At 45.3% G+C, this 23,867-nt stretch carries 28 protein-coding genes; 26 read left to right on the top strand and 2 right to left on the bottom strand.

The window, feature by feature from the left end:
* The first annotated feature begins 346 nt into the window (after positions 1-346).
* A complete protein-coding gene (locus M662_RS14790; RefSeq protein WP_008635524.1) occupies positions 347-1,390 on the top strand; it encodes a glycosyltransferase family 4 protein in 1,044 nt (347 codons plus the stop codon).
* Positions 1,391-1,469: 79 nt separating this feature from the next.
* On the opposite strand, the gene M662_RS14785 is transcribed toward M662_RS14790, so the two are convergent.
* The gene (locus tag M662_RS14785; RefSeq protein ID WP_008635527.1) at positions 1,470-2,483 is read right to left on the bottom strand and encodes an LCP family protein; all 1,014 of its coding nucleotides are present in this window, start codon (positions 2,481-2,483) and stop codon (positions 1,470-1,472) included.
* Between the two features lie 17 nt (positions 2,484-2,500).
* A complete protein-coding gene (locus tag M662_RS14780) occupies positions 2,501-3,142 on the bottom strand; it encodes a YigZ family protein (RefSeq protein ID WP_026578198.1) in 642 nt (213 codons plus the stop codon).
* Between the two features lie 189 nt (positions 3,143-3,331).
* On the opposite strand from M662_RS14780, the gene M662_RS14775 reads away from it, so the two are divergent.
* From M662_RS14775 to M662_RS14655, 25 genes are all read left to right on the top strand, one after another.
* Positions 3,332-4,471 carry a sensor histidine kinase gene (locus tag M662_RS14775; RefSeq protein ID WP_008635532.1) on the top strand — a complete coding sequence of 380 codons (1,140 nt, stop codon included), beginning with the start codon at positions 3,332-3,334 and terminating at the stop codon, positions 4,469-4,471.
* A 164-nt stretch (positions 4,472-4,635) separates the two neighbouring features.
* Positions 4,636-5,313 (top strand): response regulator, encoded by a 678-nt coding sequence (locus tag M662_RS14770; protein ID WP_008635534.1) that lies wholly within the window; start codon positions 4,636-4,638, stop codon positions 5,311-5,313.
* 209 nt (positions 5,314-5,522) lie between these two features.
* Positions 5,523-6,368 (top strand): DegV family protein, encoded by an 846-nt coding sequence (locus tag M662_RS14765; RefSeq protein WP_026578199.1) that lies wholly within the window; start codon positions 5,523-5,525, stop codon positions 6,366-6,368.
* A gap of 336 nt (positions 6,369-6,704) precedes the next feature.
* Positions 6,705-7,820: an ATP-dependent helicase ComFA gene (locus tag M662_RS14760; RefSeq protein ID WP_035388326.1), complete on the top strand. Its 1,116-nt coding sequence runs from the start codon at positions 6,705-6,707 to the stop codon at positions 7,818-7,820.
* 128 nt (positions 7,821-7,948) lie between these two features.
* Positions 7,949-8,482 carry a ComF family protein gene (locus tag M662_RS14755; protein WP_008635550.1) on the top strand — a complete coding sequence of 178 codons (534 nt, stop codon included), beginning with the start codon at positions 7,949-7,951 and terminating at the stop codon, positions 8,480-8,482.
* Positions 8,483-8,552: 70 nt separating this feature from the next.
* Positions 8,553-8,978 (top strand): TIGR03826 family flagellar region protein, encoded by a 426-nt coding sequence (locus tag M662_RS14750; protein ID WP_236096519.1) that lies wholly within the window; start codon positions 8,553-8,555, stop codon positions 8,976-8,978.
* A 77-nt stretch (positions 8,979-9,055) separates the two neighbouring features.
* Entirely contained in the window at positions 9,056-9,319 is a 264-nt protein-coding gene (gene flgM / locus M662_RS14745; protein ID WP_008635552.1) for a flagellar biosynthesis anti-sigma factor FlgM, read from the top strand.
* Positions 9,320-9,331: 12 nt separating this feature from the next.
* Entirely contained in the window at positions 9,332-9,826 is a 495-nt protein-coding gene (locus M662_RS14740; RefSeq protein WP_008635553.1) for a flagellar protein FlgN, read from the top strand.
* Between the two features lie 20 nt (positions 9,827-9,846).
* Entirely contained in the window at positions 9,847-11,385 is a 1,539-nt protein-coding gene (gene flgK / locus M662_RS14735) for a flagellar hook-associated protein FlgK (protein ID WP_008635554.1), read from the top strand.
* A gap of 18 nt (positions 11,386-11,403) precedes the next feature.
* Positions 11,404-12,285 (top strand): flagellar hook-associated protein FlgL, encoded by an 882-nt coding sequence (gene flgL, locus M662_RS14730; protein ID WP_026578202.1) that lies wholly within the window; start codon positions 11,404-11,406, stop codon positions 12,283-12,285.
* Positions 12,286-12,406: 121 nt separating this feature from the next.
* Entirely contained in the window at positions 12,407-12,907 is a 501-nt protein-coding gene (locus tag M662_RS14725; RefSeq protein WP_236096518.1) for a DUF6470 family protein, read from the top strand.
* Between the two features lie 2 nt (positions 12,908-12,909).
* Positions 12,910-13,356, top strand: a complete 447-nt coding sequence (fliW, locus tag M662_RS14720) for a flagellar assembly protein FliW (protein ID WP_008635557.1) — start codon at positions 12,910-12,912, stop codon at positions 13,354-13,356.
* Positions 13,343-13,570 carry a carbon storage regulator CsrA gene (gene csrA / locus M662_RS14715; protein ID WP_008635559.1) on the top strand — a complete coding sequence of 76 codons (228 nt, stop codon included), beginning with the start codon at positions 13,343-13,345 and terminating at the stop codon, positions 13,568-13,570. Before fliW ends, csrA begins: the two co-directional genes overlap by 14 nt.
* 156 nt (positions 13,571-13,726) lie before the next feature.
* A complete protein-coding gene (flaG, locus tag M662_RS14710) occupies positions 13,727-14,080 on the top strand; it encodes a flagellar protein FlaG (RefSeq protein ID WP_026578203.1) in 354 nt (117 codons plus the stop codon).
* 12 nt (positions 14,081-14,092) lie between these two features.
* Positions 14,093-15,628 carry a flagellar hook-associated protein 2 gene (locus M662_RS14705; RefSeq protein WP_026578204.1) on the top strand — a complete coding sequence of 512 codons (1,536 nt, stop codon included), beginning with the start codon at positions 14,093-14,095 and terminating at the stop codon, positions 15,626-15,628.
* 16 nt (positions 15,629-15,644) lie between these two features.
* The gene (gene fliS, locus M662_RS14700; protein ID WP_008635562.1) at positions 15,645-16,034 is read left to right on the top strand and encodes a flagellar export chaperone FliS; all 390 of its coding nucleotides are present in this window, start codon (positions 15,645-15,647) and stop codon (positions 16,032-16,034) included.
* Positions 16,034-16,384: a flagellar protein FliT gene (locus tag M662_RS14695; protein WP_008635569.1), complete on the top strand. Its 351-nt coding sequence runs from the start codon at positions 16,034-16,036 to the stop codon at positions 16,382-16,384. Before fliS ends, M662_RS14695 begins: the two co-directional genes overlap by 1 nt.
* Positions 16,385-16,397: 13 nt before the next feature.
* Positions 16,398-16,778, top strand: a complete 381-nt coding sequence (locus tag M662_RS14690) for a DUF8042 domain-containing protein (RefSeq protein ID WP_026578205.1) — start codon at positions 16,398-16,400, stop codon at positions 16,776-16,778.
* 259 nt (positions 16,779-17,037) lie between these two features.
* Positions 17,038-17,595, top strand: coding sequence for a ribosome hibernation-promoting factor, HPF/YfiA family (gene hpf, locus M662_RS14685; protein ID WP_008635578.1), 558 nt, complete (start codon positions 17,038-17,040; stop codon positions 17,593-17,595).
* Positions 17,596-17,639: 44 nt separating this feature from the next.
* The gene (locus M662_RS14680; protein ID WP_162129303.1) at positions 17,640-17,780 is read left to right on the top strand and encodes a hypothetical protein; all 141 of its coding nucleotides are present in this window, start codon (positions 17,640-17,642) and stop codon (positions 17,778-17,780) included.
* Positions 17,781-17,800: 20 nt separating this feature from the next.
* Positions 17,801-17,965: a hypothetical protein gene (locus M662_RS14675; RefSeq protein WP_161484909.1), complete on the top strand. Its 165-nt coding sequence runs from the start codon at positions 17,801-17,803 to the stop codon at positions 17,963-17,965.
* A 120-nt stretch (positions 17,966-18,085) separates the two neighbouring features.
* Complete coding sequence (gene secA / locus M662_RS14670; RefSeq protein ID WP_008635580.1) at positions 18,086-20,599, top strand: preprotein translocase subunit SecA; 2,514 nt, start codon at positions 18,086-18,088, stop codon at positions 20,597-20,599.
* Positions 20,600-20,671: 72 nt separating this feature from the next.
* Positions 20,672-21,776 (top strand): peptide chain release factor 2 gene (gene prfB, locus M662_RS14665; protein ID WP_152413350.1). Its coding sequence is split into 2 segments (ribosomal slippage): positions 20,672-20,743 and positions 20,745-21,776, totalling 1,104 coding nucleotides; the frame shifts between segments, so codons are not numbered across the junction.
* 122 nt (positions 21,777-21,898) lie between these two features.
* Complete coding sequence (galU, locus tag M662_RS14660) at positions 21,899-22,780, top strand: UTP--glucose-1-phosphate uridylyltransferase GalU (protein ID WP_026578206.1); 882 nt, start codon at positions 21,899-21,901, stop codon at positions 22,778-22,780.
* Between the two features lie 211 nt (positions 22,781-22,991).
* The gene (locus tag M662_RS14655) at positions 22,992-23,831 is read left to right on the top strand and encodes a YitT family protein (RefSeq protein WP_008635586.1); all 840 of its coding nucleotides are present in this window, start codon (positions 22,992-22,994) and stop codon (positions 23,829-23,831) included.
* Positions 23,832-23,867 lie beyond the last annotated feature (36 nt).

Below are 23,867 nucleotides of genomic sequence, written 5' to 3'. Positions count from 1 at the left end.
ATCCTCCTAAAGATTTAAAAACATACTTTCCGAGCTTATAGAGTATAAAAGACTGGTGCAAACAAAACGAATTCAAACGAAAACATTCAGAATTTAAATATAAATGTGAGAGGATTAGAAGGGTGATAAAAAGGGGATAAGCCAGATGTGGAAAACCATTTGCCATTTTTAGTAAATGGGTGGCGGAATTTTAAAGAAATTGTTATGTTTGACATGAAATTGTTGTGCTATAATTCTTATGGTTAATATGTCGTGGACAAAGGGTTCTTATTCGGATCCATTTGGAAAAAATATTAAAGCTTACGACATACAGGGAGAGGACATAATAAACCGGAGGAGGGTCTTTATGGAATACAAGGCCTTGCTGTTTTGCTTGATTGCATCTGTGCTCATCACACCGCTCGTCAAGAAAATGGCATTGAAGATAGGTGCTACAGATAAACCGAACCATCGAAAAGTACACAAAAATGTAATGCCGCGGCTCGGCGGCTTAGCTATTTTTCTCAGCTTTGCATTGGGGATAATTTTCTTCTTTCCGGAAAGCTCCTACACTTGGCCGGTGCTGATCGGTGCGACAGTGATTATTATTACTGGTGTCGTTGATGATATGCGAGAGCTTTCGGCTAAGGTAAAGCTTGCCGGACAGCTGCTTGCAGCTGCGATTGTTGTTATCGGCGGCGTTCAGGTCGAGTTCATCAATTTACCTTTCGGAGGCCAGCTTGATTTTGGATATTTGAGTATACCGATTACTATTTTATGGATTGTGGGCATTACTAACGCCATCAATCTCATAGACGGCTTGGACGGCTTAGCCGCAGGTGTTTCAGCTATTGCCTTACTGACGATTTCCGGTATCGCCATCACGATGGGGAACGTATTCGTTGTTTTTGCCGGTCTGATGATGCTTGGAAGTACACTTGGCTTCCTTGTCTATAACTTTTACCCGGCTAAGATCTTCATGGGCGACACAGGAGCACTTTTCCTCGGGTTTATGATTAGTGTGTTGTCTTTACTCGGCTTTAAGAACGTCACGTTGTTTTCCTTCATTATTCCAGTCATCATTCTCGGTGTACCGATATCTGATACGCTGTTTGCAATTGTACGTCGAATTATTCAGCGAAAGCCGCTTTCGGCACCTGACAAATCTCACCTGCACCACTGCCTCCTTAATTTGGGGTATAGTCATCCCGAAACGGTATTGATGATTTATGCAGTCAGTGCTTTGTTCAGTCTTGCGGCAGTTATCTTCTCCCAGGCAACGATCCTTGGAGCCATGGCTGTTATTCTGGCACTCATTATTATGATTGAACTGATTGTCGAAGTTACAGGATTAATTGGAAAAGAATACCGACCGATTCTGAACATGATACGTGATCGAAATCGAAGATAAAAAGAAGGTGCGCCGGCTAATGCCGGGCACCTCCTTTTAATTAGATCTTATTGCCTGGGAAATAATTTCTGCAAATACTTCATTCATTCGGCATGGCTTGCTCTTCTCCAGAAGACGGACTGAGTTCCGGCTCGTCCGTTTCTACAAATGGTTGATCCATGTCGAGATGTGTTTTTAATGAACCAATCGTTGTCGTCAGGCTCTCCTGGTCGACTTGATAATACCATCCACCATTTATATACATGCCTTCTCCATCCAACTGGAGTTTATCGAAATCAAGTCCGTCCTTTTGTAACAGATAGTCTTTAAAGGATATCATTTCATCAAAGGTCAAGTTCGTCTTCATATTCTCACTGACTGAAGTGAGGATGCTGTCCATATTGTTCAGGGAACGGGTAGAAATTGTTTCACTGATGATCTCCTGGATAATGTCCATCTGCCGCTGTCCTCGTGCAAGATCGCTGTCGTATTTGCGTGTCCTAGCCAAGGCAAGGGCTTCCTCTCCATTCAAGAGTTGAACCCCTTCCTCCAGTTTAATGACACCTGCTTCCCGGGAGCTGTCCTGTTCTGTCATATCGAATGGGACGTCATAGGTAATGCCGCCGATGGCGTCGACGATGTCAACGAAAGATTGGAAATCGAGGCGGACATAATAATCGACAGGAACATCCAGCATTTGCTCCACGGTTTCTACTGTTGCATCCACTCCGCCGAACGCATGGGCGTGGGTGATTTTATCCTGATAGCCGACCTCTGGAATGTAGGTATAAGAATCCCTCGGGATATTGACCATCTTTATGGATTTGTTTTCATCATTGAATGTTGCGAGGACAAGAGCATCAGAGCGTGAGGGTGCCTCGGCTGCAGTTTCATCTACCCCGACGAAAAGGACGGAAATGTGGTCGGACCCCGGGTTTACAGCTTTCGTTCTTTTTTCTGATTTATCTCCCCGGTCTAATTCCTGGTGGGACTCCGTGGCAGTCTGTTTGACCTGATCGGTTAAATAAAGAGCGTATCCACCGGCAGCGCCGATGGCGATCAGCAATACGAAAAATAGAGACAAAAGGAAAATTCTTGTTTTTTTCCTTTTCATATCATAGACGGGCTCCTTTACTCGGGTTTGACATCCTTTTCTACATAAGAAGTTGTACCCTCATGGATTTCAGCCTGTGCGCTTGTCAAATCGGTCATCCATGAGATAAATGCTTCTTCTTCTCCACTTACTACATATACTATCAATTCCACATTTTCGAGATAATTAACCGTTTCGAGTGTATATTTGGAATTCCTTACTTCGTTTTCCACTTTTCCAAGTAAGTGATATTCCACTTTTACCTTTATTTCTTTCATTAACTGCCTCTTCACTACACCGGTCGTATTGATGGCAGCAGAGGCCGTAGAGGAATAGGCGCGAATGAGACCGCCCGCTCCGAGTTTTATACCACCGAAGTAACGGGTGACGACAACGGCTGTATCTTTAAGCCCCTTTTTCTTAAGTACTTCAAGCATCGGCACGCCTGCTGTGCCGCTTGGCTCTCCGTCATCGTTGGCTTTTTGTATCAAATCATGTTCTCCAATCATATAGGCGGAGCAGTTATGGGTTGCATCACTGTGTTTCTTCTTGATTTCCTGAATGAATAATTGTGCTTCCTCTTCTGTTTCGCAGCGTTTCACATAGCCGATGAAACGGGATTTTTGAATGACGACTTCTTCTGAACCTTCCGGCTTTACGGTATAATACGTTTCTAACATCGATTAACAAACCTCCTGTATTCAATTATATAGAGGGAAGGAATAATCGGCAATCTCGGGGAACTAATTACATAGGCTGATAAAAGAAGTATTTGCTATATACTTTTTTGTTCATTGTTCAGCGAACACCCCCACAAATGGACATGGGCCATACGAATGATTATGTGAATATTGATGGAGGGACTTGTCATGAGCGAAAGGAAAAATGGGGATATCGCCCTTGACTATATTATTAATGAAATGGTCGAGACGGTCACCAACAGTAAGGATGAGATATTTCAAATTGGTGAAGAATCCCGGAGCGAATTCGAAACACTGAATAAAGAGCTTGCGGAAACAAAGGACCAAGTGCTCACTCTTATTGAGGAGGGAGACATTCTGGACCGAAAAGTACGTTTCTCGCGTATACGCTTATCCGAAGTTAGCAAAGAATTCCAGAAATATTCAGAAGATGAAATCCGTAAAGTTTATGAACAGACGCACGCTTTGCAGATGGATTTATCCATGAAACGAGAAAAAGAAAAACAACTGCGTGAACGCCGGGATGACATAGAAAGAAGGCTGCGCAACCTGGAAGAGACGATTGGGCGGGCGGAGGCCTTGAGTGGAAAGATTTCGGTCGTCCTCAATTATTTGACAGAAGACTTCAAGCATGTGTCCGATGTGCTTGAGACGGCAAAAGAAAAGCAGCAGTTCGGCCTGCAGATCATTGAGGCGCAGGAGGAAGAACGCCGGCGCTTGTCCAGAGAAATCCATGATGGGCCGGCACAGATGCTGGCGAACGTGATGCTGCGGTCCGACCTTGTCGACCGCACATATCGTGAACGGGGCATTGAAGAAGCGATGGCAGAGGTAAAGAGTGTCCGATCTATGGTTCGGTCTGCTCTGTACGAAGTGCGCCGCATTATATACGACCTCCGACCAATGGCGCTTGACGATCTCGGTTTGATTCCTACACTTAAGAAATACCTCACAACGGTCGAAGATTATAATGAAGGAATGGTTTTCTCCTTTACATCTTTCGGTTCTGAGGAGAGGTTGGAGTCCAAGTACGAAGTTGCACTTTTTAGATTAATACAGGAAGCCGTCCAGAATGCCGTTAAGCATGCAGAAGCAAAAGAAGTTAAAGTGAAAATTGAGATTCAGCCCCACGCGGCAACCATCATTGTGAAAGATGATGGGAAAGGCTTCGACCCTTCGGCGAAAAAAGAGAAGTCATTCGGGTTGGTCGGAATGAGGGAACGTGTCGACATGCTCGAGGGGGACCTTCATATCGATTCCAGCCCTGGAGAAGGGACCATTGTCACGATCCATTTACCAATAAATTGATATTCTATACAAAAACTATGTAAATGGACGTGTATCGTTTATAATAGAAATAGGATTAGGGTAGATCGACCAAACACAGATAAAGATAGATGTAGACAGAGAAGGAATAGGTTTCAGGGGAACGTGAAAACCATTCTATGTATAAGAATCAGGAGGAAGTAATCATGACGACCAGAATAGTCCTAATCGACGATCACAAATTATTTCGGGAGGGCGTAAAAAGAATTTTGGATTTTGAATCCAGTTTCGAAGTCGTGGCAGAAGGCGACGATGGAGATACAGCCCTTCAAATCATCGAAGAATACATGCCGGATGTTGTGTTAATGGATATCAACATGCCGAGCATGAACGGAGTCGAGGCGACTGCGGAGATTACAAAGCGTTATCCGGAAATGAAAGTGATCATTCTTTCTATCCATGACGACGAAAACTATGTGACTCATGCGTTGAAAACTGGTGCGCAGGGGTACTTGCTGAAAGAGATGGATTCAGACGCTTTGATTGAAGCAATCAAAGTTGTAGGGGCAGGCGGTTCTTACCTGCATCCGAAAGTGACTCATAATTTAGTTGCGGAATATCGCCGCCTTTCTGAGACGAAAGGAAGCAGCGCATACCGTACAATCGAATACCGTAAGCCACTTCATCTCTTGACCCGTCGCGAGTGTGAAGTGCTTCAGCTTCTTGCCGATGGAAACAGTAACCGAGGTGTAGCAGAGTCTCTGTACATCAGTGAGAAAACCGTTAAAAACCATGTGAGTAATATCCTTCAGAAGATGAATGTAAATGACCGTACGCAGGCCGTTGTTACAGCAATAAAGAATGGATGGGTAGAAGTTATTTAACCCACTCTGACCTTTGGAAACAAGCGGGTCGTTTTTCAGGCATACGAAATGTATACCTGAAAAACGACCCCTTTTTTGTAGATGGGGCCGGTGTTAGTTTTCTGATGCATTGTTACACCCCTTCATGTAAAATAAGAGGAAGAAGAAGCTGGAAGGTTTTCGTGCATAGTTAGAGGAATGTTAAATATTAAAGCAAGGAGTTGAATCGGATGAAAACAGCGGTAATTACGGATAGTACAGCATATTTACCGAAGCAGGTCCGACAGACGAATCATATACATATGGTGCCGTTAAACGTTATTTTTGGAGAAGAATCGTACCAGGAAGAGATCGATATTAAAGCAGATGACTTTTATGACATGGTAAGAGAAGGGGGGAAGCTTCCTAAAACATCCCAACCTGCTATTGGATTGATGACGAAAAAGCTGGAAGAGCTTGCGAAAGAGTATGATGCGGTCGTTGCCATCCATCTTTCGAGTGGAATCAGTGGTACATACCAGGCGATGGTGACAGCAGGTGAAATGGTAGAAAACATGGAAGTGTATATTTTCGACTCAGAGATCAGTTGTCACATGCAAGGCTATTATGCTCTTGAAGCGTCTGAGTTGGCTGCGAATGGTGCGACACCGGGTCAAATTCTGAGTCGCTTGGAAGAAATGAAAGCGAGCATGCGCGCTTATTTCATGGTGGATGATCTCAGCCACCTTCACCGCGGCGGGAGATTGAACGGCGCTCAAGCGTTTGTTGGAAGCCTGCTGCAGGTGAAGCCTGTGCTTCATTTCGTAGATAAGCAAATTGTTCCTTTCGAAAAGATCCGTACAAATAAAAAAGCGATCAAGCGAATTCTCCAACTGTTTGATGAGGACGTCCGCAATGGCGGGAACTACCGTGCTTGTATCATTCATGCCAACCGTCCTGCGGAAGCGGAGCAGATTAAAGAAGAACTGGAGTCTTCCTATGATAATGTGGAAATGTCTGTCAGTTACTTCGGCCCTGTCATCGGTACGCACCTGGGTGAGGGAGCGATCGGTCTGGGTTGGTACCGCCGCTCCTGAGGATAAAGGGAGCCTGTTTGTGAGACTCAAACAGGCTCTAATTATCACATGGAAGGTGAATCAATGGTGAAATTATGGTTGAACAAAAAGAAAGACGATTATTCCTGGCTCCCGCACGATTCCCCCGCTCATACCACTCCGGAACTGGCTGGAAAATTGTTGTTGAAACACGAGCTCCCTTTTGATACACCTCCTCATTATGTTACACCTCTCTCATCTATCGAAATGTCTTGGTCCGGTTACCTTTGTCGGAGGTGCGGCAATTCGTCTCCCCATCTTTTTGGAAACATGCCCCATTGTGGTGATACTTGCACGTACTGCCGTTCGTGCATTCAAATGGGGAGGGTGTTATCCTGTGAACCCCTCTATTACGGAAGTCCTAACGTAACTTGGCCGTTTTTTTCATCCCCCTGCAAATGGACAGGCAGACGCACAGTCTCCCAGGATAATGCTGCCGAAACCATCCGCGATCTCGTTGACCGCGGATCGGGGGAACTGCTGGTTTGGGCCGTTTGTGGAGCGGGGAAAACCGAAATGCTGTTTTCCGGCCTTTCCGCTGCTCTTGAAGCAGGTAAAAGAATCTGCCTTGCCACTCCTAGAACGGATGTTGTACGCGAATTACTTCCACGTCTTCAGCGGGCATTTCCTGATGTTCCAATTCAGGGGTTGTATGGAGAAAGCCCGACCAAAACTAGCGATGCTCCTTTTCTAATAGCAACGACCCACCAACTTTACCGCTTTGCACGTGCTTTCGACTTTTTAATCATTGATGAAGTCGACGCTTTCCCTTACCATAACGATCCGAATCTTCATTACGCTTCCAGACGCGCAGCCAAAACAGATGCTGCTATCGTCTATTTGACAGCTACTCCTCGCAAAGCGGAAAGAAAACGCATTCGCAATAAGTCCCTTCCTGCCGTGTTCATTCCAAAAAGATTCCACGGCCACCCTCTTCCAGTTCCCATATTAAAGCTCCTTTTCCATTTAAATTCCTATTTAAAAAAGGGAATGCTTCCACCGAAAATTTTACAAATGATTGCCGAACAACAGACGTCTTCTCGGCAGCTGCTTCTATTTCTTCCATCTATTAAAAAAGCGGAAGAGGTTGCACGAATGCTTAAACAATTAGGTTATTGTGTGACGGCTGTCCATGCGGATGATCCGGACAGGGCGGCTAAGGTGGACGCATTCCGTGAGAAGAATTACCGGATGCTTGTTACGACGACGATCCTGGAAAGAGGCGTTACTTTCCCTTCGGTTGATGTGTATGTAATTGATGCCGGTCACGCCGTATTTGATGAACCGGCACTCGTACAAATTGCCGGCCGAGCCGGGCGGAGTCCGGAAGACCCGGACGGGGACGTGTACTTTTTTCACGCAGGCAAAACCGACGATATGTTGGATGCGGTAGATTCGATTCTTTATATGAACAAGCTTGGCAGGAAATTATGAAGTGTCTGATCTGTCACGGGGAGATTATTCCGGATGTAACATGGGTTACTTTTTGGAGACTTCCTGATAAGAAACAATGCTGTCGGTCCTGCTCCCATGCTTTTAGGATAATTGAGAATCCCGGTTGTTTGAAGTGCGGGCGTCCGGATGGAGACGGCATCTGTCCGGACTGCCGGCAGTGGCAGGTTACGAATCCCGGCTTACTCGAATGGAACCGGTCTGTTTTCAGCTATGAAGAGGCTGCAAAAGATTTCGTGGCGCGGTGGAAGTATCGGGGGGATTATGCTCTTTTGGAGGCATTAATACCAGAAGTTCAGCGGATTTTTAAGCGTGAGCAGCTTGGCGAAGTCTCATTTCTTGCCGTTCCTTTAAGTATAGAAAGAGAGAAAGAGCGTGGGTTCAATCAGTCAGAAGCAATCATTCATCATCTTGGTCTTAAGCCAATCCATGCATTCAAGCGTGTTCATTCTGGGAAACAGGCGAAGAAGGGCCGCCAAGGACGACTTCGCGGCATCAATCCTTTTTCGCTGGTGACAGAAGTTGATGGTCCCTGCGTGATCGTCGATGATATCTATACGACAGGAAGGACCATCCGCCATATGGCAGCCCTTCTGAAACAATCGGGTTGCCCGGCGGTCTATTCTTTTACGCTTTTTCGATGAATATACTCTCCGGACTTTGGAATCTCTTTTTTCTGACGATATAATATAAAAGAGAGATTTGGGAGGCGGAATGATGGGAGAAGTGGCGAATTGTCCCAGATGTAACGGCATTTTCATAAAAGGTTCTTCGGTAGTTTGTCCGAACTGTAAGCAGAAGGAAGAGAGCGATTTTCAAGCCGTGTACACTTTTATGCGTAAAAAACAGAACCGGACGGCTGTGGTGGCAGAAATTGTTGCTAAGACTGGCGTTTCGGAGGAGAGAATCAGGCAGTTTGTAAAACAAAAGCGCCTGCATCCCTCCCAATTTCCGAATTTAGATTACCCTTGTGAGAAATGCGGGACGTCGATATCTGAAGGTAGAATCTGTAAAGGATGCCGGGAAGATATCACGCGTGGTGTTGCTGTCGATGAAAGAAATAAAGCACTGGAGAATCGAAAGCGTGCAGCTGAGAAAGAGCGTGTGAGCAGGACTTATTATTCAGTAGAAAATGATTAATAAGGCATATTAAACTACAAAAGAACGATACCGATAAAAGAGGTAAATACAACCGGACTGGAAACGAGGTGAACACGATGAAAATCAACGGGCCGAATTCCACTAATTTTAATCCCTATCAGAAACAAATCCAGAAACAACAGGACGTCCGTATGCAGCAGAAGAATGATCAGCTGCACATTTCCAAGGAAGCGAAGATGATGCAGGAGGCGGACAAGCCGGATCAAGCCCGCATGAATCTCATCGAGAAGATCAAAGCAGATATTGATTCTGATCAATACAAGGTAGATACGAATGCGGTTGCTAAGAAAATGCTCGATTTCTGGTCAACCAAAGAATAAAGGAGAACGGATATGACAGTAAATGCGATCGTTGAAGAAATGGGACGCCTGCAACAGCTGCATGAGAGTCTTCTCGCGTTGTCGACGCAAAAGACAAGTGCTTTAAAATCTAATGATACAAAGGCAATTCAGCAGCTGTTGACTAAAGAGCGTAAACACATTCAGGCGATAGAGAAAATAGAGAAAGAACGCAGGACAGCCGTCGACAGCTGGCTTCACAAAACAGGAATGAATATGGATAACCCTACGGTTTCCGCCATTTGTGAATGTCTTGAAGGGCAGGATAAGCAGATGCTGGAAGGAGCATATGAGTCGCTTCTTCATGTTCTTGCAGACTTGAAGAGTCAGGAAGAGTTGAATGCGGAACTTACAAAGCAGTCCTTGCAGTTCGTTTCCCTATCCCTGGATCTTCTGCAGCCATCCATTCAGTCGATGAACTATGCTCAAAACGAAAACCCAGGTGATAGTGGTGCGCCGAAGCGCTCGCTGTTTGATTCCAAAGCTTAACAGAAGAGGAGCAAAAGAATATGGTATCAACTTTCCACGGACTGGAAGTGGCAAAGCGGGGACTCTACGCCCAGCAGTCCGCTTTATACACGACAAGCCACAACATTGCTAATGCGAATACAGAAGGATATACGAGGCAGCGCGTAAATTTTGAGCAGACTGGTCCTTTCCCTCCTGCTTCAAGGAACCGACCGCAAATACCCGGTCAGGTGGGAAGCGGAGTGCAGGCAGGCTCCATCGAACGTGTACGTACGGGATTCCTCGATCACCAATTTCGTGGGGAAAACAGTAAATCCGGCTATTATGACTCCCGCTCGGAAGCGTTGGGCAGATTGGAGACGGTCATGAATGAACCTTCTGAGGATGGCTTGTCTGCAACGATGGACCGCTTTTGGAAATCTCTCCAGGATTTATCCACGAATCCGGAGAATTCCGGAGCAAGGTCCGTCGTAAAACAACGGGGCGAAGCAGTAGCGGATACGTTTAATTACCTGGCGGGCACCCTTCAGACGATTCAGAAGGATATCAAACAGGAAACACGTGTGACAGAGACAGAGATCAATTCGATTGCCAATCAAATCAACAACATCAATCGGCAGATTTCAGAAGTCGAGCCGCACGGCCTTGTTCCTAATGATTTATATGACGAACGGGATCGCCTCATTGATCAGCTTTCCAAACATGTGAACGTTCAGGTAAGCTACGAAAACACGGCGGATTCGGCAAGTCCTCTGGCTATGGGGAATGTAACAATTTCGTTAGTTGACAAGGACGGTCAGGATTTGACTCCAGCAGCGAAACTTGTTGATGGAGCTGTTAATGAAGTGAATACTGTCCAAGTTTCTTACGAGAACGGAGGACCGGCAGCCAATGGTATACAAATAGGAGAAGAGACGTATTCCATTGAAAGTTTTGGATCTCAGGGGAAACTGAAAGCATTGATCGAATCAGGCGGGTATATCGAGGCTGGAGAACAGAAAGGAACGTATGCAGAGATGCTTTCCAATCTTGATCGGATGGCGACTGGTTTTGCTGACGCTTTCAATACGATTCATAAAGAAGGACAGTCTCTGAACAGTATAAAAAACGGGGATGCTGTTCCTGATTTCTTCGCTATTGATATGACCGAAGTAAATGAAGATGGTGTAGTAGAAGGAATTGCGGGCAGGCTGTCTCTCACGGATGAGATTCAGACAGATCCGGATCATATCGCAGCAGCAGGAGCCTTGCAGACAGGGAACGGAGAAAATGCTCTGAGACTCTCTGAAGTGCAGAACGAAGCTAATGCTCTTTTTGGAGAAGAGACGTCATTAAACAGCTTCTACCAATCGATGATAGGAACGATGGGCGTAGAAGCACAGGAAGCATCACGCATGTCCAGAAATGCCGGCACGTTGAAATCAGCCGTGGATGAGCAGCGGCAGTCAGTCAGCTCGGTTTCTCTCGATGAAGAGATGTCTAACATGATTAAATTTCAGCATGCCTATAACGCAGCAGCCAGAAATATCACTGTCATAGATGAGATGCTCGATACAATCATCAACCGGATGGGTGTGTAGAAAGGAAGGTGAACCTAAATGCGTGTTACGCAATCCATGCTGTCGAACAATATGATGCGCAACTTGAGCGACAGCTACCGCAATATGGGAATATACCAGGATCAGCTTGCAACTGGGAAGAAAATAAGCAGGCCGTCTCAGGATCCTGTTGTTGCAATGAAAGGAATGAATTACCGCTCTCAAGTAGAGGAAGTAGAGCAGTTCCAACGGAATATCGGCGAGGTGCACAACTGGATGGACAATACGGACTCCTCTCTTGATAAGGCGACGCAGGCAATGCAGAGAATACGAGAGCTGACGGTACAGGCGAGTAACGATACATATGAAGAAGGACAACGCACCGCTGTCGCTAAAGAAATACGTCAGTTGAAAGAACACCTCGGTACGATAGCTAATACGAAGGTGAACGACAAATATATTTTCAACGGGGCAAATACGCTGGAAGCGCCTTTTGATATCAGTGATTTGGAAAATTCCGGTCCGCCGAGTTCAGATCCGGTCCTCATCGAAGTATCTGCTGGAGTAAAAATCCAAACGAACGTCACAGGAGGAAATGTCTTCAATCAGGATTTGTTTCAGGACTTGGAGAACTTTGCATCAGCCCTTGAAGGAAACGGTACCGAAGAGGAGCTTGGCAGCTTTCTTGATACCTTTGACGGACATATCAACGATATCGTAAACGAACGCGCAGACCTTGGAGCTCGGATGAACCGTGTTGAGCTGATTGAAGACCGTCTGGAGACGCAGAAAATCAGTGCGACGAAAATGATGTCCGATAACGAAGATGCCGATATAGAGAAAGTAATTACGAATTTAAAGACACAGGAGAGCATCCACCGGGCTGCAATGGGCGTCGGTGCGAGGATCATCCAGCCAACACTGATGGACTTCCTGCGCTGACGAATATCACTAAAATAGGAAGCTTTCTCTGGTATAGAGGAAGCTTCTTTTTACGAAAGGGAAGAGAAACATGGGCGTCCCGCAAATCCAATTACAGACCTCTCCGGGGAAGATCAGCATTTTGACAAAGAGACCGGAACAAACAATCCGTCAACCAAGGGCCGAGCAGTCGATAGAACAACCTAAAGCTGATGTAACCATACGCCAGAAAAAAGGGAAGCTTACGATTGACCAAACGAATGCATGGCATAACATCGATTTAAAAAGTTCCCCTGTACGTACAAGAGAGCTCGCAGGAATGGCAAGGGAAGACCTGCTGTCAGGGATCGCAAGGGTGGCCGGCGAAGGAGACGAGCTGATGAGGATTGAAAACGGCGGCAGTCCAATTGCCGATCAAGCTCAGCGTAACAGCGGCTATGACTTCACTTTCACCCCTGGCGGCCGTCCTGTCTACGAACTCGTTGCTCTTTCTTATGAGCCTGGGAAAGCGGAAATTTCCGTGACACCAAGGAAACCAATAATTGAAACCGTGCCCCATAAACCAGAACACATCTATAGAAAGGGGGCTGTCCAAGTGGAGATGGCCCACTATCCAGAATTGAAGATTGATTGGAAGGTGTAAGCATGTATATACAGACAAAATATTTTTCTGAGTTGGAAGTAACGGACAGCGATCTTTTAGTATTCGCCCATGGTTTGCCCGGGTTTGAAGACTATCATCAATTTGTTTTACTTCCAATCGATGACACTGGAACCTACTTCGTATTACAGTCCGTCGAAGAAGCGGATGTAGCTTTGATCGTAACGAATCCGTACCTTTTCTATAAAAATTATTCTTTCGATTTTGATGAGAAATCTATGGGGATTAAAGGACTGGAAGAAGTAGCGGTGTACAGTGTCGTCACGTTAGAAGATCCGTTTGAGAAATCTACGTTAAACCTTCAGGCACCGATCGTTATCAATGTCAGGACAAAAGAGGGAAAACAAATCATTTTGAATGATTCCGTCTACCGGACGAAACATGAACTTCTTCAGGAAATAAAAGGTGGTGGCAATCATGCTCGTTCTTAACAGGAAGGAAGGGGAGTCGCTTCGAATTGGCGACGATATTATTGTCACGATTACAGCCGTCGAAGGTGGTCAGGTGAAACTTGGTATCGAAGCCCCGAAAGATATCGCCATCCACCGCGAAGAAATTTATATCTCTATTAAGGATGAAAACAAGGCAGCAGCCTCTGCTCCCGATCATATGCTCGATTTGTTAAAAAGCTTCCATACGGATTAATTCATCGCTGGAGGTATTGGAGGTAAAAGGGTATAGTCGGTGTCTTGGTTCAGATTGTATATAGGTAAGCAATTCTTTTCTTCCCCGTTCTATTAAACTAATTTCTCTTATTCCGATATTATTATAAAGCGAATGAGATTTAAGGAGTTGTTCGGTGTGGATATAACTAAGCATCAATCACTTCTGCAGAGCAGTATGCCCCTTAGTCCTACAACAACCGCTCAGAAGCAAGGTTCAGTCGCGCAGGAAGGTTTACAAAAAGCGGTCTATTTTTCCGATCGGAATGAGAAAGAGAAAGTGAAACAAATGGTGGAAAGTGTAAATGAGTTTCTGAAACCGGTAAGAACTTCGCTTCAGTTCCAATTTCATGACAAGCTTGGCGAGTACTATGTAACCGTCGTTGATAATGAAACGAGAGAGGTCGTTAAGGAAGTGCCTCCGAAGAAGCTTCTTGATATGTACGCGGCGATTGCAGAGAAGCTGGGGTTCCTTGTCGATCATAAAATATAAGCAGGTGATCATATGAGTGATATGCGAATTGGCGGTCTTGCATCCGGAATGGATACAGATCAGATTATAAAAGACTTGATGAAAGCGGAACGTATGCCGCTAGACAAAATGGAGCAGAAACGGGAGTGGCTCACTTACCAGAGAGACTCCTATCGTGATGTGAACAAGCTGCTTTCGGAATTGGATGAAATGGCGTTCGATATGCGGTTGGAACGCACCTATTCCCAAAAAACGACAAGCTCATCGAGCGATGCTGTGTCTGCAACAGGGACCGCGACGGCAGATAACGGCAGTTATAAAGTAGAAGTGCTGGCACTTGCTGAACGGGCTTACAACTACAGCGAGAGCCGCATAACTAATGGAAGCTTCGATCCTGATGATGCACTTCAAAATCAAAAAGACAATTTTATAAACGGACTGACACTGGATGAAGCCTTCTCGATTACGACCTACAATGCGGAGGGAGAAGAAACGACAGTGTCCTTCGATGTATCCGGGGATAAGTCGTTGAATGACTTGTTAAAGGAAATCAGTGACTCGGATCTTGGTGTCCGGGCTTTTTATGATAAAGGTGCAGACAAGGTAATGATGGAGCGTACCGTAACAGGAAACTTTAATAAAGACGAAAACAAATTTCTTGGTGCGGAAATCGGCTTTAATGGAAGTACGGCTCCTTTTCTAGCCGATACACTAAATATTAAGAACGGGTCAAATGATGGGACTGGATGGGTTTTAAATGAGAAAGGCGGGACAGATGCCCGTTTCAAATACAATAATTCCTTTGAAATGACGTCACACACAAACGATTATAGTTTAAACGGCATGAATTTCACCTTCCACGAAGTCGGGACGTCTACGATCAGTGTTTCCAATAACGTCGATGACTCCTTTGATAAAGTGAAAGAGTTTGTTGATAAATATAATTCCATCATCGAAGACTTGAATGGAAAGCTTCAGGAGAAGCGTTACCGCGACTTTCAACCGTTGACAGCAGAACAAAAAAAAGCAATGGAAGAGAACGAAATTGAATTATGGGAAGAAAAATCGAAGAGCGGGATGCTTAGAGGCGATTCCGTCATCAGTAGTGCTCTGAGTAAAATGCGCCAGAATTGGTACACTCCCGTGGAGACAGGTGGTGCGTTTACCCAGCTGGCCGACATCGGCATTAAGACCTCCTCCAACTATCTGGATCGTGGGAAACTGGAAATTACCGAGGCGGACCTTCGTAAAGCACTCCAGGAGGATCCATCCTCCGTTCGCCAGCTTTTTGCAGGAACGGAAGAGAAGCCTGGTATTGCGCGCAGGTTGGAGGCGACGATGACGGAAGCGGTCAAGTCGATTGAGAGCAAAGCCGGAAAACCGACGAGCCTGGACAATAATTTCCTGCTGGGGAGACAGATCAAGGATATCAATGAGGAAATGACAGATTTCGAGGACCGTCTGACATCCATAGAGGATAGGTACTGGCGGCAATTTGGCGCAATGGAGAGTGCCATTCAGAAGATGAATTCCCAATCCGCATATATTATGCAGAACTTTTTTAATTAAAGGAAGTGTTTGATAGATGTCTATTCAAGCGTATCAAAACAACTCTGTTTCCACAGCTTCTCCCGGGGAACTGACGCTCATGCTTTATAATGGCTGTATTAAGTTTATTAAAGCCGGGAAAAAAGCGATGGAAAGCAACGAGATCGAAGCAAAAAATACAAACATTCAAAAAGCCCAGAAGATTATCCAGGAGCTGATGGTCACCATCGACGATCAGTATGAGGTATCGAAACAGATTCTTCCGCTCTATGATTATATGAACCGTCGCTTGATCGAAGCGAATACGAAAAATGATACCGGCGTTCTTGATGAAGTTCAAGGAATGGTGGAGGAGTTTCGTGATACTTGGAAGCAGGTGCTGCTTGCTGACAGGAAACTTCAGCATGGTTCCGGCGGGAATGCTTGATGTGTGTGTGGGAGCAGTTTCTAACAGTAACGAAAGAACTGAAACACACTGTAGAACAGCCCGTAACGGACCAGAATAGAGCGGGAATCATTGCAGATATTCAGAAACTTTTAGCGAAAAGAGATGATTTGCTTCCCCATCTTCCTCAGCCTTCTCGATCAGAGCAAGAACTGGTTAGAGCTGTCGGTAACCATGATCTTGTGATTAATCAAAAGATGGAGTTTCTTTTTGAAGGGTTAAAAAGGGATATGCGGAACATGAAGAAGCAGAAAAAATCAAAACAAAGCTATACAAATCCGTATCAAAGCATTTCTGGTTATGACGGGATGTATCTGGACCATAAGAAGTAGAATAGGTGATTATTTGAAAGCTTTGGCAGAAGCTCAGCACTACTTGCTTATCCAATATGACAACCTGATACATACAATCAGTGAAGGGTTGGAATATGTGGAAAAACAAATCTGTGATGGAGGTTCATTCAGGACACCAGTGGTTTTCCAGGATATCCTGGATGCCTTCATCCAGATGAACCACACCCATGAGCAGATAGCAGACATCTTCAACGAAGAGGGGATGCACCTGCTTTTAGAAGAATTCAGTCGGATGATCATTCATTTACAGGCATGGTTTGATGAAGATACAGAAGAAGGGAAAATACTTCTCCTTCGTACCCGGATCATTCCAAGTTATGAAGCTTGGAAACTGGACGTTCAGCGGTATCTGTATCCATATGTCACCCATTAATAGAGAGAAACAAGTCCGTCCTCTTCTTAGTAAGGGGGCTTTTTTAAGTTCTCCTTTGATAGAAGAAACACCCTCTTCCACCCGATGTTTATATTTTTCTACTTAATGCGACCGTCGAAAATCAACGTTTTTCCCTCCGATTGACACCTTCCAGCAATTACCGACACAAATATGACAAAATATTTAGAAAGTTTATGCAGGAAAGGCCATGGGTATGGTAGAATATATATCACATAAGGATGAAAGGAGGACACTTCTGATGCTACAATACAACATTCGTGGTGAAAACTTGGAAGTGACGGATTCTATCAAGGATTATGTGGAGAAAAAGGTGGGCAAGCTTGAACGCTACTTTGACACTCCCCCGACTTCCGAGGTACACGTAAACTTAAGTGTCTATAATGATGAGCAGACAATCGAGGTAACGATCCCGATGAAGAATTTACTTCTTCGTGCCGAGGAACATAACACAGATCTATATGCTGCCATCGACCTTGTGGTAGATAAATTGGAACGACAGATTCGAAAGCATAAAACGAAAGTGAATCGCCGTTTCCGCCAAGAGGGTGCTCCGAAATACGTCTTTGCTGAACTTGAACGCGAGTCTCAGCAGGGCCAGATCCAAGATGAGAATGAACTCGATGTACAAATCGTAAAAACGAAACGTTTTGACTTGAAACCGATGGACAGCGAAGAAGCGGCTCTTCAAATGGATATGCTGGGTCATAACTTCTTTGTCTTCACAAATGCAAGCACCGACGAAACAAATATTGTCTACAAACGTCGGGATGGCCGTTATGGCTTGATCGAAACTTAATATAAGAAAAGATGCTCCTCCTGCCCCGGCAGGAGGATTTTTTAATGTTTGTAGAGTTTGATGTAGCAATTCTTCCTTTTTTATACGCTGAAAAGGGAATTTTCGACATGAAAACCGGTGAAGAATTGATATTTGGCTCCTCGCTCCAGTCTTATTTATGTAGTATAAACAGTGTAGATGATTAATTAGATGAGGAGAGGATGGAATGATGTGCAACGAATGCAGGGATGTTAAGGAACGTTTGAAAAGACAGGAAGATACGATTGCCCAACTGGTTACGATTATTGCCGCCACCAACCGCCGTGTCTCCGATATGGATCAGTTTCTCCACGAGCCACTAAAAGAGGAAGTAACCCCCTCCCCAATATAATATTTCCACACAAATTCCTCATTTGTCTCCTTTATTGTCAGTCTGCTTCTCTTAGTGTTATGATAGGACATGGATTACACTATTTAATGAAGATAGGAAATCAATAGAGGAGCGGTTTCAATGCTTGGAACGTTAAAAAAAATATTTGGCGATGGAAATAACCGCCAACTCAAAAAGTTAGAAAAGGTTGCCGACGATATTGAGGCAATGGAATCACAAATAGAGAAATTATCCGATGAAGAACTGACAAATAAGACAGCTGAATTTAAAGAGCGTTATGAGAAAGGCGAGAAGCTGGATGATATGCTTGTCGAGGCATTCTCGGTCGTCCGGGAAGCTTCTAAGCGTGTTCTTGAGATGCGTCCCTTCAAAGTCCAGCTTTTAGGCGCGCTCGCTCTGCATGAGGGTAATATTGCAGAGATGAAGACAGGGGAAGGTAAAACTCTTGCTTCCACAATGCCTGCCTACTTGAACGCAATTACAGGAAAAGGTGTACACATCATCACGGTCAACGATTACTTGGCCAGCCGTGACGCGAAGGAAATGGGTGAGCTGTTCCAATTCCTCGGATTGACTGTCGGTCTTAACCTGAACGGGATGTCCAAGGAAGAGAAACGTGATGCTTATCTGGCTGATATCACGTACGGAACGAATAACGAATTCGGGTTTGATTACCTGCGTGACAATATGGTGCTTTATAAGGAACAGATGGTCCAACGTCCGTTACACTATGCCATTATTGACGAGGTCGACTCTATTCTAATTGACGAAGCACGTACGCCGTTGATCATTTCCGGCTCCGCTTCAAAGTCTGCAGACTTGTATCAGTCTGCAAACTCGTTCGTCCGTCTTCTTGAGAAAGAAGAGGACTTTACGTATGATGAGAAAACGAAAAATGCCCAGCTTACAGAAGAAGGTATTAATAAAGCAGAACGGTTCTTTAAAATTGAGAACTTGTTCGATTTGTCCAACGTCTCTTTGATTCATCATATCAATCAGGCGCTGAAGGCCCATTCTTCTATGCACCGTGATACGGACTATGTCATTGAAGACGGAGAAGTAGTCATTGTGGACCAGTTCACAGGCCGTCTGATGAAGGGACGCCGGTACAGTGATGGTCTTCACCAGGCTATCGAAGCAAAAGAAGGCTTGGAAATTCAAAATGAAAGCCAGACGCTTGCCTCCATCACATTCCAGAACCTTTTCCGTATGTACGAGAAGCTTTCCGGGATGACCGGTACAGCAAAAACAGAAGAAGAGGAATTTCTGAACATTTATAATATGCGTGTTATTGTCATTCCGACGAACCGCGACATTGCGCGTGATGATAAGCCGGACCTCGTTTATAAAACGATGGATGGAAAATTCAAAGCGGTAGTGGAAGATATCAAACAGCGCTATGATCTTGGGCAGCCTGTCCTTGTCGGTACCGTTGCTGTCGAGACGTCTGAAATTATCTCCCGCTACTTGAATAAAGCCGGCGTTCCGCACAACGTCCTCAATGCGAAGAACCACTTCAGAGAAGCGGAAATCATTGAGAATGCAGGTCAAAAAGGTGCGGTGACAATCGCAACTAACATGGCCGGTCGTGGAACGGACATCAAGTTAGGCGAAGGCGTCAGAGAGCTTGGCGGACTGGCTGTCATCGGTACAGAGCGTCATGAATCACGTCGGATCGATAACCAGCTCCGTGGTCGTTCCGGTCGTCAAGGGGACCCTGGTATGTCCCAGTTCTATCTGGCGACGGATGACGAATTGATGCGGCGCTTCGCCTCAGACAATATTCGCAGTATGATGGATCGTCTCGGTATGGATGATTCTCAACCGATCGAAAGTAAAATGATCTCCCGCGCTGTTGAATCTGCCCAGAAACGGGTGGAAGGAAACAACTTTGATGCTCGTAAAACCGTTCTTTCCTATGATGATGTGCTTCGCCAGCAGCGTGAAGTTATCTATAAACAACGATATGAAGTGCTGACTTCTGAGAACCTGCGTGAAATCATAGAACAGATGATAGAACGTGTCGTGTCTCAAACAGTCGATGTTCATACGGCAGATGACGAGGACGAAAATTGGAACCTGGAAGCAGTTGCAGAGTATTTGAGAGCTAACCTTCTTCAGGAAGGGGACGTTACTGCTGATGACCTGAAAGGTAAAGATCCGGAAGAAATGAAGGAACTGATCCTCGATAAAGTCAAGCTGCGCTATGACGAGAAGGAAGAAGAGCTTTCATCCGAACAAATGCGGGAATTTGAGAAAGTTATCCTGCTTCGTTCCGTCGACCAGAAGTGGATGGATCACATTGATCAGATGGACCAGCTTCGTCAAGGAATTCATCTGCGTGCTTATGGGCAGAATGACCCACTTCGTGAATATAACTTTGAAGGCTTCCGTATGTTTGAACAGATGATTGCAAACATTGATGAAGAAGCGGCCCGTTATATTATGAAAGCGCAGATTCGCAACAACCTTCAACGACAGGAAGTTGCGCAGGGGGCGAAAGCCGTCTCCGGCGGCGGGGAAAGCAAGGAAGCGAAGAAGAAGACCCCTTTCGTGAAGAAAGATACAGTCGGTCGAAATGACCCTTGTCCTTGCGGAAGCGGTAAGAAATACAAGAATTGCCACGGTCAATAAGGTTGAAGACACTCTCTTTATATAAGAGGGTGTCTTCCCTTGTGTGTTAGATATTAAGAGGAGTGATCATTTATGGATATGGCAGAAATTCGCCACGAGTTAGATAATACAGCTAAGAGATTAGCGGACTTCAGGGGGTCTCTTTGACGTCGATCATAAGAAGACCCGCATTGCAGAATTAGAGGAACAAATGACAGAGCCTGGTTTTTGGGACGACCAAAACACGGCTCAAAAAGTCATTGACGAGGTGAACGGGCTGAAAGGTTTAGTCCACACACTGGAAGCACACGAGGAATCCCACGAAAACCTTGAAGTTTCCTATGAGCTTGTAAAAGAGGAAGCGGATGAGGAACTGCTGGAAGATCTTATACAAGAAGTCCAGCAGCTCTCTAAGGATTTGAACGAGTATGAGCTTAACATTTTGCTCAGCGAGCCTTATGACAAAAATAATGCGATTCTCGAACTTCATCCCGGTGCAGGTGGAACAGAGTCACAAGACTGGGCGAGCCTTCTGCTGCGTATGTACACCAGGTGGGCAGAGAAGAAAGGTTTTTCCGTCAGTACGATGGATTACCTTCCGGGAGAAGAAGCTGGTGTCAAGAGTGTCACGCTTCTTATTAAAGGTCATAATGCGTACGGCTACTTGAAAGCGGAAAAAGGCGTTCATCGCCTTGTACGGATATCTCCGTTCGATTCCTCGGGCCGTCGTCACACATCTTTCGTATCGTGCGAAGTAATGCCGGAATTCAATGACGAAGTGGAAATCGATGTGAAAACAGAAGATCTTAAGATCGATACGTATCGTTCCAGTGGTGCCGGCGGGCAGCACGTTAACACAACAGATTCCGCTGTCCGGATTACCCACCTGCCAACGAATACAGTTGTAACCTGTCAGTCTGAGCGTTCTCAGATCAAAAACCGTGAGCAGGCGATGAAGATGTTGAAGGCAAAGCTCTATCAACTTGAGATTGAGCGTCAGCAGCAGGAGCTAGACGATATTCGTGGAGAACAGAAAGAAATCGGCTGGGGAAGTCAGATCCGTTCTTACGTCTTCCACCCGTATTCAATGGTGAAAGATCACCGGACGAATATTGAAAATGGAAATACACAAGCTGTCATGGATGGAGACCTTGATAAGTTCATCAATGCGTACCTTCGTTCTCAAATGGATAAATGATATAAAAGCTTTCCGCCCAAAAGGCGGGAAGCTTTTTTTGTTTGTCATTATAGATGATTTTCCTGAAGAACGAAATTCTGCTACTATGAAAGCAGATACATACGGAGGAGGCGTTAGGAAGGATGAAGGTGAAAAAAGCAATTATACCGGCTGCCGGGCTCGGGACAAGGTTTCTTCCGGCGACGAAAGCGATGCCGAAAGAAATGCTGCCAATCGTTGATAAGCCGACTATACAGTACATTGTAGAAGAAGCCATTGAGTCCGGGATAGAAGATATCATTATCGTAACAGGGAAAGGAAAACGTGCGATTGAAGATCATTTCGATCACGCGTTTGAGCTGGAGGAGAACCTTTTCAAAAAAGGGAAGATTGACCTGCTTCAGGAAGTGAAGCAATCCGCGAAGGTTGATATCCACTATATTCGCCAGAAAGAGCCGAAGGGGCTCGGTCATGCTGTCTGGTGCGCGCGTAAATTTATAGGTAATGAGCCTTTTGCGGTTCTGCTTGGTGATGATATTGTGCGTGCCGATAAGCCATGTTTAAAGCAGTTGATGGAACAGTATGAAGAAACAGGGGCTTCTGTGATTGGTGTTAAAGAAGTGCCGAGAGAAGAGACCTTCCGGTACGGTATTATCGACCCTGAGGAGCAGCAGGATCGTCGTTACGGGGTGAAGCGCTTCGTTGAAAAACCGAATGTGGAAGACGCCCCATCCAATCTTGCCATCATCGGCCGCTACATATTCACACCCGAGATCATGGATTTGTTGTCCACGCAGGAATCAGGCGCCGGCGGTGAGATTCAATTGACCGATGCCATTGAACGTTTGAATGCAGAGCAGCCGGTGTATGGGTATCGATTCACTGGCGACCGATATGACGTTGGTGATCAACTTGGCTTTATTAAAACAACTCTTTCTATTGCTATGGAGAGGGAACATATGAGAGATGATGTCCTGAAACTTCTTCATGAGGTGTTGGAAGAACAGGAGTCAATCCAACGGTGAAAAAAGCAGGGGTGCCCTGCTTTTTTTCATGGATAGAAACGGTGGAATGAATGAGACTATACATAGACGCTTTACTCTGGTAACACGTTATCCGGCATTCATTTACACGGTGGGTGCCTAGTGTTATACTCCAATCGGTTAAATAAACGGGACAAATGTTCAGGGAGAGTTGGACAATATGATGATGGCAAATAAATACCGTAGAGAACCGATGCCGCCGCTGCTCCGGCATGGGTTCGATTATGTGTTGGTTATAGTAGGCGCATTCTTCGTTGCGCTGGCATTTAATTTATTCTTATTGCCAAATAATATCGCTTCCGGTGGTGTTGCTGGAATTAGTACCATTACGAAGTACGTCTTCGGATGGGAACCCGGCATTGTTCAATGGGCGCTGAATATCCCATTATTTATAATGGGACTGCTGATTCTCGGCAAAAATTTCGGCATCAAATCGTTTGTCGGCACGGTTACACTCCCGCTATTCGTGCTTCTGACAAGTGAACTTGCCCCTGCGACTCCCAATCCTCTTCTTGGGGCAATTTTCGGAGGTATGGGAGTAGGACTGGGTCTCGGCATCGTATTTCGCGGCAGAGCTTCTACAGGCGGGATTGACCTGGCAGCTCAAGTCGTACATAAGTATACACACCTCCCTCTCGGAATTTGCGTTGCAATGCTGGACGGAACGATTGTGATCACTTCGGCTTTCGTCTTTTCGCTTGAATCCGGTCTTTACGCCTTGATTGGATTGTTTGTAACAAGCCGTACGATTGATTTCGTTCAGGTTGGATTAAACACATCAAAAAATGTTCTCATTATAACGGATGAAGTGGATGGAGTAAGGGCAGCCATATTCAAGCGGATCGACCGCGGGGTAACGGTTTTAAGCGGATCGGGCGGATATACGGATAAAGAGAGACAGGTCGTTATGTGCGTCGTTCAGCAGAATGAATTCATTAAATTGACACAAACGGTTAAAACGGTGGACCCGCGGGCATTCGTTGTCGCCATGAATGCGACCGAAGTTCTCGGTGAGGGTTTCAAAACGACGTGACTCGGTTATAATACAGGTTAGTAGAATGTACGTTTC

It is taken from the genome of Bacillus sp. SB49 (genome assembly GCF_000469135.2).
Taxonomy (GTDB): domain Bacteria; phylum Bacillota; class Bacilli; order Bacillales; family Halobacillaceae; genus Halobacillus.
The sequence above is the reverse complement of the archived record's forward strand: the minus strand, read 5'-3'. Positions and strand labels throughout refer to the sequence as shown.

Coding starts and splice junctions, on each gene's coding strand:
- hpf (WP_008635578.1), top strand. CDS start 17,038: ATGCTACAATACAACATTCGTGGTGAAAACTTGGAAGTGACGGATTCT.
- M662_RS14750 (WP_236096519.1), top strand. CDS start 8,553: ATGATGGGAGAAGTGGCGAATTGTCCCAGATGTAACGGCATTTTCATA.
- M662_RS14680 (WP_162129303.1), top strand. CDS start 17,640: ATGTTTGTAGAGTTTGATGTAGCAATTCTTCCTTTTTTATACGCTGAA.
- M662_RS14775 (WP_008635532.1), top strand. CDS start 3,332: ATGAGCGAAAGGAAAAATGGGGATATCGCCCTTGACTATATTATTAAT.
- M662_RS14760 (WP_035388326.1), top strand. CDS start 6,705: ATGGGGAGGGTGTTATCCTGTGAACCCCTCTATTACGGAAGTCCTAAC.
- M662_RS14770 (WP_008635534.1), top strand. CDS start 4,636: ATGACGACCAGAATAGTCCTAATCGACGATCACAAATTATTTCGGGAG.
- M662_RS14765 (WP_026578199.1), top strand. CDS start 5,523: ATGAAAACAGCGGTAATTACGGATAGTACAGCATATTTACCGAAGCAG.
- M662_RS14740 (WP_008635553.1), top strand. CDS start 9,332: ATGACAGTAAATGCGATCGTTGAAGAAATGGGACGCCTGCAACAGCTG.
- fliW (WP_008635557.1), top strand. CDS start 12,910: ATGTATATACAGACAAAATATTTTTCTGAGTTGGAAGTAACGGACAGC.
- M662_RS14785 (WP_008635527.1), bottom strand. CDS start 2,483: ATGAAAAGGAAAAAAACAAGAATTTTCCTTTTGTCTCTATTTTTCGTA.
- fliS (WP_008635562.1), top strand. CDS start 15,645: ATGTCTATTCAAGCGTATCAAAACAACTCTGTTTCCACAGCTTCTCCC.
- galU (WP_026578206.1), top strand. CDS start 21,899: ATGAAGGTGAAAAAAGCAATTATACCGGCTGCCGGGCTCGGGACAAGG.
- csrA (WP_008635559.1), top strand. CDS start 13,343: ATGCTCGTTCTTAACAGGAAGGAAGGGGAGTCGCTTCGAATTGGCGAC.
- flgM (WP_008635552.1), top strand. CDS start 9,056: ATGAAAATCAACGGGCCGAATTCCACTAATTTTAATCCCTATCAGAAA.
- M662_RS14675 (WP_161484909.1), top strand. CDS start 17,801: ATGATGTGCAACGAATGCAGGGATGTTAAGGAACGTTTGAAAAGACAG.
- flgL (WP_026578202.1), top strand. CDS start 11,404: ATGCGTGTTACGCAATCCATGCTGTCGAACAATATGATGCGCAACTTG.
- secA (WP_008635580.1), top strand. CDS start 18,086: ATGCTTGGAACGTTAAAAAAAATATTTGGCGATGGAAATAACCGCCAA.
- flgK (WP_008635554.1), top strand. CDS start 9,847: ATGGTATCAACTTTCCACGGACTGGAAGTGGCAAAGCGGGGACTCTAC.
- M662_RS14655 (WP_008635586.1), top strand. CDS start 22,992: ATGCCGCCGCTGCTCCGGCATGGGTTCGATTATGTGTTGGTTATAGTA.
- M662_RS14705 (WP_026578204.1), top strand. CDS start 14,093: ATGAGTGATATGCGAATTGGCGGTCTTGCATCCGGAATGGATACAGAT.
- M662_RS14780 (WP_026578198.1), bottom strand. CDS start 3,142: ATGTTAGAAACGTATTATACCGTAAAGCCGGAAGGTTCAGAAGAAGTC.
- M662_RS14695 (WP_008635569.1), top strand. CDS start 16,034: ATGTGTGTGTGGGAGCAGTTTCTAACAGTAACGAAAGAACTGAAACAC.
- M662_RS14790 (WP_008635524.1), top strand. CDS start 347: ATGGAATACAAGGCCTTGCTGTTTTGCTTGATTGCATCTGTGCTCATC.